The organism is Enterococcus raffinosus (assembly GCF_018917525.1).
Classification (GTDB): Bacteria; Bacillota; Bacilli; order Lactobacillales; family Enterococcaceae; genus Enterococcus_A; species Enterococcus_A raffinosus_A.
Genome location: NZ_JAHLOS010000048.1, coordinates 16055 through 32015, shown reverse-complemented (window position 1 = coordinate 32015; position 15961 = coordinate 16055). Strand labels below are relative to the sequence as shown.

Sequence of the window (15961 nt, the reverse complement as noted above, 5' to 3'; positions counted from 1 at the left end):
AATCGCTTATTTAGACGTGCCATCGAGCGAATAAAAGACAAATCCGTAGCACTGGAGAAGAACAATTCTTCCACCAGTACTACGGATTATTTGTCAATATGCTTAAGTTAATGACATTGAATAGTATATTCACCCTTTTTTAGATAATTCGATTCAATTATTTCTATTTATTTGAATCGTTTATTCTAGATCGTAAGTCTGTTCTACCTCACCACCATGACATCGCAAGGAGCATTATTGACCACATAATCGGTGGTGGACCCAACGAGCATTCGTTCGAGTCTTCCTTTTCCGGTAGCGCCAATATAAATCAGATCGATTTTGTATACTTCGGGCAGATCAAAACAAAGAGCCTTTTTGGGGCTTCCCACACAAGTAATCAATTGTTTATTGTAATAATCGATTCCGGCAAACTCTTCTTCCAATAATTTGAGTGCGGCTTTCTTCTCTTCTTCAATGATTTGGGCAATTGGCGTCGCACTATTCAGTAGTAATCCACTACTATTAATAACCTGGGCGATATACAAACGTGCATTATTTCGTCGTGCGGCTTCGACAGCTTCCATCAACGCTTGATGAGCCTGTGGTGAACCATCTACTGCTGCCAAAATATTGTAATAGCGTTCATTCATGAGCCTTCCCCCTTTTACTCTAGTATAGCAAGCGGTCAAGCATTTGTAAGCCCTTTTTCATGGTAAAAAAACCTATAATACCAACGTTCCTCACAACGAACAAATTTACTCATAGAACGATAAAAAACCACCTCAAAATGACTTGACGTGGTAAAAAAATGACTAAATTTTTTCTAAATACAATGACTGCTGATCAGACTCCTCATAGACTTGCTGCATATCAGACCAATCAATTTCACGATTTTGATACCCGTAAGGATCATTGACATAAACAATCTCTTCCTTACGATCAAAGCCAGTAATGACGGCGGAATGAACTAATGGTGTGACATACATGCTACCTTGATCTGTCTCCCATAACAACCAATCATTGTCCTTTGGCACCTGAAAGTCCACAGTTGCGACGATCCAAACGGGTTTTCCGCTAGCTACAATATCTATGACTTTATTGAATGATTTTTTGTTACTCGCAACCACACGATAATCATCCGCCACATATTCTTTGGCCAATTTTGCGATCGGCTCTACAGCTACGCCCATCGCTTCGTCTCCACCAGTAATGTCTCCCACGAAACCTAGATGGGGATTGCCATGATTACCAGATTCTGTGTACAACGGCTGATAGTCAAGCTCATCCGCCAGCTCATTTTTGTCTGTATCGTAACCGTAATATTGTAGTAGCATCGAAAGTGCTGTAACCTCGCATCCATTTTCCAAGGCCACGTCATCAAACTGGCTCTCTAGGGGAACATCTAACACGATTTTATTTTTTTTTTGAGGTGCCACAATTCGCTCAGTCAATTCATTTTTTCCTTGGGCGTAATAAATCCCCCCACTAATCACTGCTAAGAAAAGTAGCAGAATCACGACTCTTTTTTTCTTCATTTCATCACCTAACATTAATAGTCCATCCGAAATTATACGGTTTATTATGAAAAGCAACAAAGAAAAGCCCTTGAAACAATATAATTTTAAGCTATTTTAACGTTTTAGCCCTCAAAATATACTATTCTCATAAAACTTTTTTTGACATTCATTTTTCAAACTGATATGCTCAATGAACTAATTCTCGGAGGTATTGTCTTATGAATGCTTTTACCTATCAAATTGACGAGCATTTAGCTTTTGCCTTTCCTCAATTAGAGGCTGCTGAAGAGCTTTTGGCATTGATTGATTCAGATCGTCCGCATATCCAAGCATTTATCGATGTCATGGAAGAAACAAAAACGCTGGAAGACGAAAAAGACTTCATCAAAATGAAGCTACATGGTTACGCTGACGGCACAGACTATCTTTTTCTTATTCTCCAAGATCACATGATTTGCGGCTGCATTGATATTCATAATATTGATCGGAAAATCGGTAAAGGCGAAATTGGTTACTGGCTGCATTCCTCCTTTACCAAACGCGGAATCATTTCAAAAAGTGTTAGAGCCCTTTGTCATTTGGCATTTAACGAGTTCGATTTGAATAAACTATTGATTTGTGTCGATGTTGAGAACACTGCTAGCAATCGTGTGGCCGAACGTTGTGGGTTCTTTTTGACTAGCACTGAATCACAAGATACACTGCTTCGTGGCAAACTGAGAGACATGAATCACTATACTTTATTGAAAGAACAATTTAAAAAAGGTTTTGACGAATAACTCCTTCGTCAAAACCTTTTTTTATCGTACGACCATTACATTACATGGTGCATGATTTACAATATATCCACTAGTTGAACCAACTAATAGACGTTGAAAACGCCCCTTACCTGTTGCACCAACATAAATCAAATCAATCGCATATTGCTTCGGTAATTCTTCTGTTAATGCCTTTTTAGGATTGCCAATGTATTGAACGAGCTCCATATTTTGATAGCGACCACGTTCCTTTAATTTCTCTAGGTATTGTTTGGCCCGTTGAGATTCTTCGGCTAAAATATCATCCATCGGCTGCGCGCTGCTCATTAAAATACTAGAATCATCAATCACCTGAACGACGTACAATTTAGCTTCATTTCGTCTTGCTGCACCGATCGCTTCAAAAAAAGCGCCCTCCGATTGATCAGATCCATCCACAGCAACCATAATATTCTTATATCTACTGATCATATTATCTGCTCCTTCAAACTAATGACTTTATTTTTTCCCTATACCCATTCTTTTATTATCAAGACAACTAACGAATGACAGTCACGCTACATGGGGCATGGTTAACAACATAAGCTGCGGTGGAGCCGATCCGGGACAGACGAATTTCGCCCTTTCCGGTGGCACCAAGGTAAATCATGTCAATATCATTGTCTTTTGCAAATTCAACAATTTTTTCTTTGGGACTGCCCATTTCAACAAATGGTTCAACATTATCAAGCTCTTTACGCGCCGCGTCATGAACTTTTTTCAACATTTCTTTTTCAATTTGCTCTTTTTCCGCCGCATAGATTTTGCTAAAAGAAAAAGCGCTGGTGGAGAGTTCACTGTCATTAATGATTGAAATAACATTCAGTTTGGCATCGTGACGTTTGGCTGCTTCAACGGCTTCATCAAAAGCATGCTCTGAATGTCCAGATCCGTCGATTGCTACTAAAATATTTTTGTATTTACTCATCATTGTAACCGCCTCCTTTATTAAATTATAAAGGAAAATAAGTGATCTGTGAAACGAAATCAACTTTTTCCTCAGCAACTTCCTTAGTTTAAGTGCCTACAAAATTGTCACTATTGAAAATCCTACTGTTTTAACTTCTGTTCTACCTTAATAAAATAAATAGTCAGTCATTTGTTTATACTATTTTGCGGTTCTCTGAGCATTTTTCTTGTATCTTTTTCGACAATCCATTAAGGTTACAGTAGTTCATTTGTTTATCCGAGTTCCTTCCCAGGACTCCAGCCGTCGTTGCCCTGCGACGGCTTTTTTTGAGCAAAAAAATTGCCAAGAAAGCCTTTTCCTATTATAGTAATTGTTGGGTATTACCCATCCTTTATAGAATTTGTTTTTTCACTTGTGGACCGTTGCCATTTTTTGGCCGGTCTTTTTTGTCGGTCTTCTTTTTTCAGCTGAATAATTATGAGAGCCCATCTAGCTTGATCTTAAGCACGGTGAAATTCCACTCCTTTTTATAATTACCAAAAAGGTTTTTTAAAACAAAAATCACCTCTTTTTCTTCATCCTTTGTGTGTTAAACTATGTACTGTGATACACAAGTGCAATTGGAGGAACAGACATGTATAAAGCTAACTTAAAAAATATCCTCACCCGAAAAGAAGAACGAACCATCGACCTTACACTACTTCCTAATGTCGGCGACACGCTGCAGCTGAGACAGCCTGACAAATTTTTGCTGGTTCACGGGGTTACTCATATTATTGAAAACGAATCCACCGAGTTCGAAATTTTTGTCGAACCGATTGATCGCACCTATTGGATGAATGAAATTTAACGAAAGCGAGGACTAAAAATGATTGCACACAAAAGAGATTTTCTCCATGTGATTTAACTAAAGACAAATTACATGGAGGAATTACAATGAAAAATATTTATGATAATGAGAAATTTTTTGAAAGCTACAGTCAGATGAGTCGCAGTCAAAAAGGATTAGACGGGGCTGGCGAATGGCAGACACTTAAAGAGTTGCTACCTGATTTTAAGGAAAAACGTGTGTTGGACCTAGGTTGCGGATATGGTTGGCATTGTCTTTATGCTGCTGAACACGGTGCAACTTCAGTCATTGGCGTGGATATCTCCGAAAAAATGCTGGAGGTCGCACGCAAAAAAAATACCTTTGACAATATCTGCTATCTTCACGACAGTATCGATGAAATCACTTTTGAACCAAATAGTGCAGACATTGTCATCAGCTCCTTAGCGATCCATTATATTGAGGATTTTGAAAAATTGGCGAAGAATATTGCTAGTTGGTTGGTTCCCGGCGGACAATTCATTTTTTCTGTTGAGCATCCGATCTTTACGGCCGAAGGTTCTCAAGACTGGATTTATGATGAAAATGGTACGATTGTACACTTTCCTGTCGATCATTACTTTTATGAAGGAAAGCGCAACGCGCATTTTCTCGGTAGTGATGTCACGAAATATCATCGCACTTTAACTACCTATTTAGATAATTTGCTGACAAATGGGCTTCAAATCAAACGCCTTGTCGAACCAATGCCGCCTGAGAATATGCTGGATATCCGTGGAATGAAGGATGAAATGCGCCGCCCGATGATGTTGATTGTGAAGGCGGAGAAAAACTAAGAAAGGCTTCGCGAACTCGCTCAGCCGGACATGGATATACCTGCTGTAAGGCAAGTTATTCATATGAAAAGTTTATACTTTCTTTATAGTCTAAAAATAAATCCCTGAAGACAATAGATCTTCAGGGATTTTCTCTGTTGTGTCCATATTTATTCGTAGCATCATACAACCCGCAAGCCATACCTCCAGCAACAAGACCTCCGAGTGCCAATTCTCCTAACGATTGATTGAAAAGAAGTCCCATCGCTACTCCTAAAACTGTACCAAGAATTAGTGACACTATTGGTAAATACCGTGTATCCACTAACCTCGTCTGCTTCACACCCTCTGTTATAATCATCATGATTGGTGCAAAACTTAATCCAGTCGCCAAAATATGTGTCAAAATCTCATCCATTTTCTCCTATCCTTTCTCGTATTCGATTGACAGTTGTCTCGATTCTCTCAATTTGCTTAAGTGACTCTGTTAAGTCGTCAATCGTGTTCAGGTAGCGCTCTTCACGTGCATTATTTTGCTTCATCACCCAAACTAATAGAAATACAAAAAGCACTGGAAATCCGATGCTTTCCGGGTTGTTGAGAACTGTCGAAATAAAGTTATCCATGCTTCATAGCTCCTTTAAAAAATAATCATCTATCTCCATCTAGACTTCAATTTCATTCGGAAAGGTTAAATTTTACAGTAATTTTTTATTCTCATATTAGAACAATTCACAACCTCCAAAGAATACAAAATTCCTCTCTCAAAAAATCCGAACAATCAAAGTCCTCACTATTAATCTGCCATGAAAATATACATCCTATCCATCCCCTTTCCTTTGATCTACTTACACTATATACGAACATACGTTTGATTGGTTGCCAAAAAAAAGACATCAAATCCCTAGATGTTCGGCTAGTTCTTCAAAAAAAGCATCCCGTAGACGAATGACTTGGCGTTTACTCAAAAAAACTTGATCAGCTACCAAATCAAGATTAACCTTGCGATGATTCGTCATATAAAGCAATTTGATAATTTTTCTTGTCTCTTCCGTCGAATTTTCTAAACACAAAGAAATGATTCGCTGATTTCGCTCCAAGTTAATCAATTGTCGATCAAGGGAAATCGAGATTAACAACTTCTTGTCCTTAGTATCTGTATTGGCTCGTTGATGAGTCTTCTTATTATGCAAAAGCAGCTTTTCTTTTCTTTCCAAGTAATAGTCTTCCATCTTAGGATAATCTTTCAGAATTCCTTTCAAATAGTCCTTTTTCCATTTCTCCATCTTCTCTCCTCCTTAAAATAACTAACGAATTCCACTAGCTACAGGGAACTTCGGATTAATTTTAATGATACATCGCTTAAAAACGTAGCTAATTATTTTTTCTAAATTAATGGTAATACATTTCGCGTACTTTGTAAAATTATTTATTCTTTTTTATGGATAAATTAATACGTATCGTGTTATCATAGAGAAGAAGGGAGTGCGTGCTGATGTTTGCCCAACAATTGAAAGAATTAAGAAAAAAAACACCTCGTTTGACTCAGACTGATATGGCAAAAAAATTGGGAATTGCGAAAACGACCTACGCATCTTATGAACAAGGAAAACGAACACCTGATATTGAAACACAAAATAAGATTGCGGACTTCTTTAACGTTTCTCTAGACTACTTACATGGCCGAGAACCGAAGAACTCCTTTTCAGCAAAACAAATGACTGTTGCTGCTCATATTGATGATGAAGTGACGGAGGAACAGATGGAAGATATTTTGAATTACATTGATTTCATTAAACAGAAGCACGCAAAGAAGGATTGAACAGATGGATAAAGCAGAAAAACTTATGGCCAGTTTTCAAGGAATCAATTACGTTTTCGATCCTTCCATGCCAGATGGACAAAAAGGATTGTATATCGACAATCATGTCTACCTAAATCCTCGTCAAACCTCCGAAGAGCTAACAGATACGGTTGCCGAAGAAATTGCCCATTATTTAACCAGCTCAGGCGATCTAATAAGTCAGGATACCGCTGAGCAACGAAAACAGGAACAACGAGCGCGGGATGTTGGCGCTACTTTAGTCGTGACTCCAGAAGATATTATCGCTTGCTACAAAGAACGTTTTACAACTGTGTGGGAATGCGCGGAGTTTTTGGGGGTAAATAAAAAATCCTTTGAACATGCAGTCAAAGTCTATGCAAGAATGTATGAAAAGGGCCTATCTTACCAAAATTACCGCATCCTTTTTCGTGCAAACGGTACAATTGGCGTATTTGAATTTTTTGAATAAAAAATAAACGATCCTAAACTAGGGTCGTTTATTTGAGCAATTTCAATTAAATACCTTCATCATAACGATTGTAACTAGTCCTAGGAAGGGCATTTTATTTTTAAAAATTTGTTTCCGGATCAACTAGGCTGTCGTAACTAATCACCGTTGTAAAATCATTCAGATCTTCTGTTTCACTTTTTATGATTTTAACGATTGCTGAGTTATTCAACTTATTCTTTACAATGCCTCGTTGAGTTTCTTTTTTATATTCGAAAAATACCTCTTGGCCTACCGAGAAGCGCTCCCCTAAAAAAGAGGGCTTTGGAGATTTAAATCCATAAGTGCTTGCCATGTGAACATCCTCCTTCAAATATTAAAAAAAGAAGACCGTTTCCGATCTTCTTAGTTATTCGTAATTAAACAAATTTTAGTCTTTTACAATGTTTGAAGCTTGTAAGCCACGTTGGCCTTCTTCAACATCGAATGTCACTGCTTGGCCTTCATCCAAAGATTTAAAACCGTCTCCTTGAATAGCTGAGAAATGAGCGAACACGTCGTTGCCATCTTCACCAGTGATAAAACCAAAACCTTTTTCTGCATTAAACCATTTTACTGTACCTTTATTCATGTAAAGTACCTCCAATTACACATCAAATGTGTTTATTTGTAATAAAAAATGACGTGTAATAAAAAAGCATCTTAATAAATATAGATAACCAACTAGTCACATATCAAAGTATTACTTGATTACCTTACCATGGATGGAGGGTAAAAGCAAAAGAATATGAATAGTAAGTGCACATTAATCCAAACAAGTCACTTCCTAATGATGTTCCCTCTGCCCCTTTTGTTTAGGGAATCCTTTATAATCAATGATATATTCATTTTGTCTTTACGTCTTTTCAAAAAGTAAAGAATCCCTAAAGTTATTTCGCGTAGTGTCTTAAGTTCTATTAATCAAGAAAATATTAAACCTTCAAAATAGAGCTCTTCATGCCGACTTCATCATCTCCACAAGTATAGTTTTGCTAAAACAAAAGCTCATCAACTTGAAATAAATCCAAAGCGATAAGCTAGTCTTTAATAAATTGTTTAATAAAATAGGATTTCAGCTATTTACCATTTAGAATCTCTGAAATTTTCTTTTTATTAGACTCAACACTGAAAATCGAACAAAGGCAAATAATAAACAAATCATAAAAACAAGTAGCGGTTCAAAAATACTTCTAAAGATTAGCCAAGAGCTATCAAATGAATCCTTATTATTAAAAATGATTTGCCAAATCAATGGACGGATATATCTGTTATCATGCAATAAATATACATCAAAGACTAAAGGTGCAACAAATAGGATAATTTTTCTTTTAATAGAAACTTTTTTTAAAACTATTAAAAAAAGAGTTGCGCTAAATATCAACGCGTTTATGCTTTCAGTTCCCGTTAAAAAGAAACTTGGCAGTTCAGGAAATGATTTGACAGCATAAGGTTGATAAAATAGTCCTTTATATAAGATCAGCATCCCGCTGAATATAAAAAGCAATGAGACGTATTTAAAGTATTTTGTAGATAACTCATGTTCATAATTTTTTAACAAATCTCCAACTAAAACGAAGGAAATAAAGGATAGAATACTATCAGGAATAAAATAATTATCCGTTTGTGTCACTATTCCAATCAATGCAGGTATATGTAGCACCCCGATAAAAAGTAACGTTACTCTTAATTTTTTCTCTCTTTCTATACTAACTAGATAATTCTTTAAAAAAGGATTGAGTAATAAAATAATAACATACGGAGTCAAAAACCAATAGTAATTAAATTCAATTGGAAACAGCACGGGAACTATCTCTTGAGCTGTTAATTCCAATTTCATATCTGTGAAAAAAATAACTATAAAAAGCGACAAAATAGAATACCATCTTGCAGCATTTGAGAGTGTAAATATTTTTTTTAATTTAAACTCTTGTTGAGAATAAAAATACCCTGTAATTAGAACAAAAAGAATAACTCCAATTTTTCCCATGCTACCCATAATAATAATAAATGCAGCTTTTCCAGAAAAATCATTAGGAAACGCCCATCCACTATGAACATAGTAGTGATGATAAACAATCATTAGCATGCTGATGATTCTAAGCAATTCAATATTTATATTTCTTTTCGAATTTCCCACTATGTCCCCCGTCACTAGCATAAATTTACTGATAACCCAAAAAACTTCGTACATACTTATGATATATTTTAGAAAAATAGAAAACAAGCAGTTTTTTACCCTTTTAAGAGTGAATACTACTCTTTCAGGATAAAATGTCCTTTTCCTGTTAAAAAATCTGTCATTCTTCTAAACATGCAGCATAACAAAACAGCGTGATTATGTTTTGACCTGAATTACTTACCTTTAATTAATTCGGAAATCTTCAATTGTCAAATAAACGTAACACATTGATATAGCTGAATTTCTATTTAAGTGTTACTAAATTGAAGAAACAATGACGTGTACCACATCCCCAATATCCTTCCCTATTTCCTTGCGAATGTCTTTTCGAATTCCTAAAATATAGCAAATACTGCCATCCTCATTTTTTACACCCATGTTCACAATACTTCCATCATAGTCAACGCCATCAAACGTCGCATGTACCTTGACGCGGCCTTTCCCAAATTCTTCCCGAACATCATACGGAAAGATTACGTAAGCACCGCCTTTTCCTACTTCTGATGTATAGATTTTAGAATCAAACTTGTATTCCTTCATTTCTAAACTCCTCTTTCTTAGGTTTTGAAAATTTCTAATATAAACTCTAAAACATAAAAAAGTCCGGCAAACACTGCTGAGATTGGCGTCAAATCAGTGTTTGTCAGACATAATAGTTTAATTGGCGGGAATGTGTAGGAATCGAACCTACCCAAGAAGCTCCTAACTCCTCATACTGGTTTTGAAGACCAGAGGGAACACCAGAACCCATCCACTCCCGAAACAAAATAATCATACCACTCCTTCAAGGTGGAATCAATAACAAATTGTAAAGAAAAAAAAGAAAGAATTCACCTTATCTTAAATGCTTCTTTCTTTTTAAAAATTACTAAATTATTGGATTCAAAGCAGGATGATCTTTTCCTCAAAATCCTATTGATCATCGGAAAATTCACTTATTTCTTTATTTAAGAAATAAGAAATCATCGTTCGGATCAGCACGATCATCGCTAATTTGATAATGTCCTGAAAGGTGGGATTGATGATTGATTCAATAATGTCCGCAACGATTAAAAATTCCAGGCTCAGCAAAATATAACTGCCTAAATATGCTTTGATACATTTGTTTTTGTGCAGCACAGAGGAATAATCCTGCTCACTTCTCGATTGGATTAACTTAACAAAGGAAAAAATTGCCCCATATAAAATGATAAAAATCGAGATGACATCCAGTGCCAAAACAATGGGATGAAAAATAAGCTGAAGTATCTGTTCAAAATTTTCCATAATAATCCTGCCCTTTAAACTTTATATCTTTATTTTAATCTGAAATAGATCGCGAAGCAATCGGATTTTCTGTTGAATAATTTAGACTTTCTTAGTTCTATTTAAGTAACGCGTAAGTTTCGCTGCTTATGGTAGGGACACGACTAATTCGAAAGGATGATTTTTTATGATGAACTCGTTAAAGGAAAATACGGCAAGCCTTTTGAAAGATACGTTTTATGACTTAACGGTGTTGCTTATTTCCCATTTACTCTACCAAATTATCACTCAGTTAATAAACTAAATGGCGGGAATGTGTAGGATTCGAATCCACCTAATACAATCCTTCTTTGCAATTGAAACGAAAAGAAGCACCCACGGTCGGATGCTTCCTACGTATACTATTGAATTGGCGGATATAATGTTGCGGTTGTCTTATTGCCATTTTTTGAATAAAGACTGGTTGATTGATTGCCTTTTTCCTTTTCGATCGCCGCATTTTTCTTATCAAGATCATGATAATCGTATTTCTGTGGATCAATCGGTGTGAAGCCTTCTGGCGTGTAAAAACGTAAGAGATTTTCTTGATTCAGCCTATCAGATAAACTCAATGCTTGTTTGACCTGTTTTTGTTCCTTATCAATCTCTGAGGCGATACCTAAAGCTTTCGCATCAACCTTTTCCCCAGTTTTATTCTCGTAGGTTTCACCACCTAATTCGGTATAATTTGGTGTGACAAAGTCGCCGTTACGAAAGGCAACCGTTTGATCATGTTTTGGTGAAAACAGATCTGTACCGAATTGAATATACTTTTGATTATCAATGCCCATTAAGTGTAACAGTGTTGGTAAGACATCAATCTCACCACCATATTGATGTTGAATTCCACCATTCGTATAACCTGGAATATGGAACATCAAAGGTACCCGTTGCATTTGAGCGTCATCGAACTTATCCCAAGTTGTTGGATCTTTTCCTAATGCTTTGGCTAAATCCTTATTGTTGCTGTCGGAGATACCAAAATGATCCCCATAAATCATAAAGATCGAGTTTTGATAAACACCGGAAGCTTTAAGATAATCAAAAAATTGACGCAGCGATTCATCCAAATAATGCGCGGTTCGAACATAATCATCCACCGTACTATTCCCAGTTTTTAAGGCGGGGAAATTAAAGTTCTTATCATCAGTCAAATATGGGGTATGATTGGTTACCGTCAAGAATTTCGTATAGAACGGTTGCTGCAAATGTTCTAAATGTCCAACCGTTTCCTTTAGCATATCCTTATCTAAAATCCCGTAGCCTAAGTTTTCATCTGCTTGATTAAAATAAGAACGATCAAAGAAATTTTGATAACCGAGATTCTTGTATACATGATCGCGATTCCAGAAGCTGCCGACATTTCCGTGGAAAACGGCGCTTGTATAGCCAGCTTCTTGATTCAAAATTGCCGGAGCGGCTTGGAATGTATTGTCAGATCCTAATTGAGTAAATAAAGAGCCTTGAGACAATCCGAAGGTGCCTGTTTCCAACATATTTTCCGCGTCACTGGTTTTTCCTTGTCCTACCTCATGAAAGAAATTATCGAAGGCTAAGGTTTGCTTATTGTCATTTTCCAGACTATTTAAGAATGGGGTGACCTCTTGTCCATCCACTTTCATATTGATCAAAAATTGTTGGAAGCTTTCCAAATGGATCACGATAATATTTTTGCCTTTTGCGATACCGTATTTACTTGGATCGGGCGCTGCATAATGACTCTTCGTATATTTTAGAATGTCTGTTAAACCATTACTTGAAGCGTGAGCCCGCACGCTGTTGGTCTGCTCAGTCTTGATCCCATCATAAACAGTAAAGGCATCCAGCCCTAAATATTTAACGATATAAGAACGGTCAAAGGTCCGCTGCAGCAATTGTGGGCGGTTGGCCTCGCTTAAGGATAAGTTGATTGAGAAGGTCAATGCTGCTAGACAGCTAACTGCCACTGCAAATGTTTTTTTGATCGGCTTGCTGGCAATTTCTTTGTGTTTAGCAAAGAGATAAATCAGAATGCCTAAAAATATAATTAAGTCCAGCCAATAAAAAATATCATGCACTTTCATTAAGGCAAAGGAGCTGCCTGAGATTCCTTGTGAAACTTTAGAAAAACCAAGAATTGATTTGATCGTAACAAAATCAGTAAACTCGCGATAAAAAATCACATTCAAGTATAAGATCAAGGTATTTAACAGATCCATTAAAAACAACGCGATCAAGGCTGGCTTAAATTTCTTTACGTAAAGGAACACGCCAAACAACAGCAAGGTTGTAGCAATTGGATTGATCCACAAAATGAAGGTCTGAATGGACCCTTCCACCCCTAATGAAAAATCTACGTAATAGGCTAAGATTGTTTTCACCCAAAATAGCAGACTGACTGTCAGTAGGATCAGCCAACGGTTGCTAAAAGCTTTTTTTACCCGGTTCATCCGGATCACTTCTTTCTCTATTAAATTGTCCGTTACTACTATAGAGCAGAATATAAAAAAATGCATATTTTTCTGCATGGAAGGTGCAAACTTATTTTTTTACTCAAATAGCGGATTTTCCTTTAAAATTTAAGGAAAGACCTGCGATTTTTATCGCTTTTTCAGGTCAAATGAAAATTTCCTAAGACATAAAATTTTCACATTCTTAATAATTATCCATAAAATAACAAAAGCACCTTCCAGCGGCTAACTGGAAGGTGCTTTTTAGGCTTCGCGTTTCATGACAATCCCAGTATATATCCAAATGGTTAAGACATAATAGATAAAGTATAAAACAAAGAATATTAAAAATGGCAGCCAAATATTACTGTAAGGTTCAGTTAGAAGTGTGGTGAACAGTTGTAGTCCAAACAGAACATGCGTGACTCCTAATAGACCTGGGACCAAGAATAAAATACCGATCTCTTTGCGAATTGATTGCTTCAACAGTTGACGGCGTGCCCCGATTTTTTCCAACATGCTGTAGCGTTGGATATCACTTTTTGCACCAGATAGAATTTTAAACATCAAACAGCTAGCTAACATGGTTAGAAAGGCAATTCCCAAGAAGAATCCCATAAATTCAAAGCCTGAAAACAGCGCATTGTATAGCTCATAAACCAGAGCCTTTTGATTCATACCTGCTGTATTTTTATCCAACGTAGGATTTTTACGGAAATTTTCTTCGGCTAAGTTCTTCAAAGCATCCTTATCTTTGGCAAAATCAGCCACTGTAATCAACCGTATCTCCGTTGCGTTACCAGGTAATGCTGAGAATGCTTCACTAGATAAAAATTGATGCTTCTTCGCACTTTGCTCTGGTAGTTCCAATGCTCTTAATTGATCCGAGGCTGACAAATCGTTTGCTAACTGTTCCCCCGTATAGCGCACTTTTTTCGTTTGACGGCTAGCCGCAAACTCCTTAACCTTCAAAGGGGCTTGATCAAATTGAGAACGATCGTAATAAACAGTCTCATTATCCTCTTTTTGTTGATAAACAGCATCAGAGGTTGGAGTGATTTTTTCAAGCTCAGCTGCACTAAAGTTTTGTCCATTATTTAAGACTAAATCGTAGGCAGACGTTGCTTCAGTCATTTTCATGATTTCATTATGGAAGCCTAATCCGACGGTGATCGCACCGAGAGCTAGAGCAAAAAGCATCGCAACCATCGATAGAATTCTCGTATAATCTTGAATCCGGAAGCTTAATTGCGACAACGTAAAATTATTCAGCTTCTTCAAAGCGATGCTATCACGTCGTTTCAATAAATCCAATACGAAAATCAAAATAGAATGAAAAACAAAATATGTGCCTAAAATGATGGTAATCAAGGCGATAATCAAGGCTAGGAAAGCCAGCTTCATTACTTGTGTCATCATGAAATAGCCGATCCCTAAAAAGACAATTCCAGCAATTACTTCTAATACTAATGTAAAGAGTTTACGATTAGCAGGTAGAGGTGTTTCACTCGCTTTTAGCAAATTCAAGATTGGTTTTTTCACAATCGTCATGGCATTTACAAACGCCGCCAATAAAAAGATTACGGTGAAGAAAATCAACGTGAAGAACACGGCTGAAGAATTTACAGCGGTGAAATGAGTGATTTTAATGTCTAATTGCTTAACCAGTAATTGCTGAACAACACCACTTAATCCAAGACCAAGCAAAGTCCCAACCACAGTGGCGCTGACGCCTACTACAAAGGTTTCAATAAAGATCAATTGCGCAATCTTGCGGCCTTTTGCCCCTAGCATCATAAACATCGCATAATCCTTTTGACGCATCGTCATCAGGAATGAATTGGCGTATAAAATATAGACAAAGGTAATGATTGAAAGTAGGACTGTTCCCAAATGAAAGATCATCACTACCGATGAGATCATTGAATTACTTTCTAAAAAGGTCTTATTCGTTGCTAGACCCTCAAACATATAAAAGATTCCTGACGCTACTACAAGCCCTGAAAACAGAACCACATAGTCGCGCAAGCGTCCTTTGATTCCAGCAAGTGATAATTTTAAAAGCATCGAATGACCTCCTACTGTTCCAAATTACCGAGAATACTTAAAATTTGACGATAAAAAGCTTCCCGGGTTTGGTTTTCTCTTTTTACTTCTTGATAGATCACTCCGTCTTTAATGAACAGGATCCGTTGGCAATAACTAGCAGAAAACGGATCATGTGTTACCAATAAAATCGATACTTGATCCCTTTGATTCAATTCCTCCATCGTGTCTAACAGATCTCTTGCACTGTTAGAATCCAACGCACCTGTAGGTTCATCGCCCAAAAGAATGGTTGGTTGGGTAATCAAGGCGCGCGCCGCAGCGACCCGTTGCTTTTGACCACCAGAGATTTGGGCCGGATAGCTATTTAAAATACTGCTAATGGATAAGCGCTCTGCTACTTCAGCTACTTTACGATGAATTGTTTTTCCTTTCACTCCTTGCAGAGATAAAGGAACTGCGATATTTTCTGCTGCTGTTAAATTTTCCAACAAATTGAAATCTTGGAAAATAAAACCAATCTCGCGACTACGGAAATCCGCTAATTGGTTTCCCGATAGTTTGGTTACATCTGCTTGATTGATCTGGATTTGGCCGTCAGTTGGCTTATCTAAAGTCGCTAATAAATTTAATAAAGTGGACTTACCAGAACCAGATGCTCCCATGATTCCGACGAATTCACCTTTTTCTACTTCAAATGAAATACCTTTTAAGGCCTGCGTTTTTTTCTGATTGCCTTTTCCATAGGTTTTCTTTACTTCATTGACAGATACAATTTTTTCCATATTTCCACTCCTCGTAATTAGACTAAGAGGGTCATTTTTCATGACCCAGCCTCTCATCGTGTCTCATTCCTCAATA

The 15961-nt window shown here is 36.9% G+C and carries 20 protein-coding genes and 1 tRNA gene; 5 read left to right on the top strand and 16 right to left on the bottom strand.

What is annotated here, in order from left to right; all coding sequences use genetic code 11:
* Window positions 1-203: 203 nt before the first annotated feature.
* Together KQI58_RS20025 and KQI58_RS20020 are read right to left on the bottom strand one after the other, a co-directional pair.
* Window positions 204-632 carry a universal stress protein gene (locus KQI58_RS20025; RefSeq protein ID WP_216410735.1) on the bottom strand — a complete coding sequence of 143 codons (429 nt, stop codon included), beginning with the start codon at window positions 630-632 and terminating at the stop codon, window positions 204-206.
* A 162-nt stretch (window positions 633-794) separates the two neighbouring features.
* Window positions 795-1517, bottom strand: coding sequence for a C39 family peptidase (locus tag KQI58_RS20020; RefSeq protein ID WP_253296052.1), 723 nt, complete (start codon window positions 1515-1517; stop codon window positions 795-797).
* Window positions 1518-1717: 200 nt separating this feature from the next.
* Between KQI58_RS20020 and KQI58_RS20015 the strand changes: the two genes are divergently transcribed.
* The gene (locus tag KQI58_RS20015; RefSeq protein WP_216410733.1) at window positions 1718-2278 is read left to right on the top strand and encodes a GNAT family N-acetyltransferase; all 561 of its coding nucleotides are present in this window, start codon (window positions 1718-1720) and stop codon (window positions 2276-2278) included.
* Between the two features lie 21 nt (window positions 2279-2299).
* Here the strand turns inward: KQI58_RS20015 and KQI58_RS20010 are convergent, their stop codons facing one another.
* Window positions 2300-2728: a universal stress protein gene (locus KQI58_RS20010; RefSeq protein WP_216410732.1), complete on the bottom strand. Its 429-nt coding sequence runs from the start codon at window positions 2726-2728 to the stop codon at window positions 2300-2302.
* A gap of 67 nt (window positions 2729-2795) precedes the next feature.
* Window positions 2796-3227, bottom strand: a complete 432-nt coding sequence (locus KQI58_RS20005; RefSeq protein WP_216410731.1) for a universal stress protein — start codon at window positions 3225-3227, stop codon at window positions 2796-2798.
* A gap of 613 nt (window positions 3228-3840) precedes the next feature.
* Here KQI58_RS20005 and KQI58_RS20000 point away from each other — a divergent pair.
* Window positions 3841-4056, top strand: coding sequence for a hypothetical protein (locus tag KQI58_RS20000; protein WP_216410730.1), 216 nt, complete (start codon window positions 3841-3843; stop codon window positions 4054-4056).
* 86 nt (window positions 4057-4142) lie between these two features.
* Window positions 4143-4871, top strand: a complete 729-nt coding sequence (locus KQI58_RS19995) for a class I SAM-dependent methyltransferase (RefSeq protein WP_216410729.1) — start codon at window positions 4143-4145, stop codon at window positions 4869-4871.
* A gap of 121 nt (window positions 4872-4992) precedes the next feature.
* Here KQI58_RS19995 and KQI58_RS19990 read toward each other — a convergent pair whose 3' ends face one another.
* From KQI58_RS19990 to KQI58_RS19980, 3 genes are all read right to left on the bottom strand, one after another.
* Window positions 4993-5268 carry a holin gene (locus KQI58_RS19990; protein ID WP_216410728.1) on the bottom strand — a complete coding sequence of 92 codons (276 nt, stop codon included), beginning with the start codon at window positions 5266-5268 and terminating at the stop codon, window positions 4993-4995.
* Window positions 5261-5476 (bottom strand): BhlA/UviB family holin-like peptide, encoded by a 216-nt coding sequence (locus tag KQI58_RS19985; RefSeq protein WP_216410727.1) that lies wholly within the window; start codon window positions 5474-5476, stop codon window positions 5261-5263. The genes KQI58_RS19990 and KQI58_RS19985 overlap by 8 nt, the downstream gene beginning before the upstream one ends.
* Window positions 5477-5746: 270 nt before the next feature.
* The gene (locus KQI58_RS19980) at window positions 5747-6136 is read right to left on the bottom strand and encodes a transcriptional regulator (protein ID WP_216410726.1); all 390 of its coding nucleotides are present in this window, start codon (window positions 6134-6136) and stop codon (window positions 5747-5749) included.
* A gap of 209 nt (window positions 6137-6345) precedes the next feature.
* Here KQI58_RS19980 and KQI58_RS19975 point away from each other — a divergent pair, with 209 nt between their 5' ends.
* A complete protein-coding gene (locus tag KQI58_RS19975) occupies window positions 6346-6672 on the top strand; it encodes a helix-turn-helix domain-containing protein (RefSeq protein ID WP_216410725.1) in 327 nt (108 codons plus the stop codon).
* 4 nt (window positions 6673-6676) lie between these two features.
* Window positions 6677-7144 (top strand): ImmA/IrrE family metallo-endopeptidase, encoded by a 468-nt coding sequence (locus KQI58_RS19970; protein WP_216410724.1) that lies wholly within the window; start codon window positions 6677-6679, stop codon window positions 7142-7144.
* Between the two features lie 100 nt (window positions 7145-7244).
* Here KQI58_RS19970 and KQI58_RS19965 read toward each other — a convergent pair whose 3' ends face one another.
* The 9 genes from KQI58_RS19965 to KQI58_RS19925 form a co-directional block, all read right to left on the bottom strand.
* Complete coding sequence (locus KQI58_RS19965) at window positions 7245-7478, bottom strand: hypothetical protein (RefSeq protein ID WP_216410723.1); 234 nt, start codon at window positions 7476-7478, stop codon at window positions 7245-7247.
* A gap of 75 nt (window positions 7479-7553) precedes the next feature.
* A complete protein-coding gene (locus KQI58_RS19960; protein WP_216410722.1) occupies window positions 7554-7754 on the bottom strand; it encodes a cold-shock protein in 201 nt (66 codons plus the stop codon).
* Between the two features lie 495 nt (window positions 7755-8249).
* Window positions 8250-9299, bottom strand: a complete 1050-nt coding sequence (locus tag KQI58_RS19955) for an acyltransferase family protein (protein WP_216410721.1) — start codon at window positions 9297-9299, stop codon at window positions 8250-8252.
* 300 nt (window positions 9300-9599) lie between these two features.
* Window positions 9600-9881: a DUF1905 domain-containing protein gene (locus tag KQI58_RS19950; protein ID WP_216410720.1), complete on the bottom strand. Its 282-nt coding sequence runs from the start codon at window positions 9879-9881 to the stop codon at window positions 9600-9602.
* Between the two features lie 122 nt (window positions 9882-10003).
* A tRNA-Sec gene (locus tag KQI58_RS19945) sits at window positions 10004-10100 on the bottom strand.
* Between the two features lie 153 nt (window positions 10101-10253).
* Window positions 10254-10607 carry a DUF1622 domain-containing protein gene (locus KQI58_RS19940; protein ID WP_216410719.1) on the bottom strand — a complete coding sequence of 118 codons (354 nt, stop codon included), beginning with the start codon at window positions 10605-10607 and terminating at the stop codon, window positions 10254-10256.
* Window positions 10608-10987: 380 nt separating this feature from the next.
* Complete coding sequence (locus tag KQI58_RS19935) at window positions 10988-13054, bottom strand: LTA synthase family protein (RefSeq protein ID WP_216410718.1); 2067 nt, start codon at window positions 13052-13054, stop codon at window positions 10988-10990.
* Between the two features lie 264 nt (window positions 13055-13318).
* Window positions 13319-15121 carry an FtsX-like permease family protein gene (locus tag KQI58_RS19930; protein ID WP_216410717.1) on the bottom strand — a complete coding sequence of 601 codons (1803 nt, stop codon included), beginning with the start codon at window positions 15119-15121 and terminating at the stop codon, window positions 13319-13321.
* An 11-nt stretch (window positions 15122-15132) separates the two neighbouring features.
* Entirely contained in the window at window positions 15133-15885 is a 753-nt protein-coding gene (locus KQI58_RS19925; protein ID WP_216410716.1) for an ABC transporter ATP-binding protein, read from the bottom strand.
* Window positions 15886-15961 lie beyond the last annotated feature (76 nt).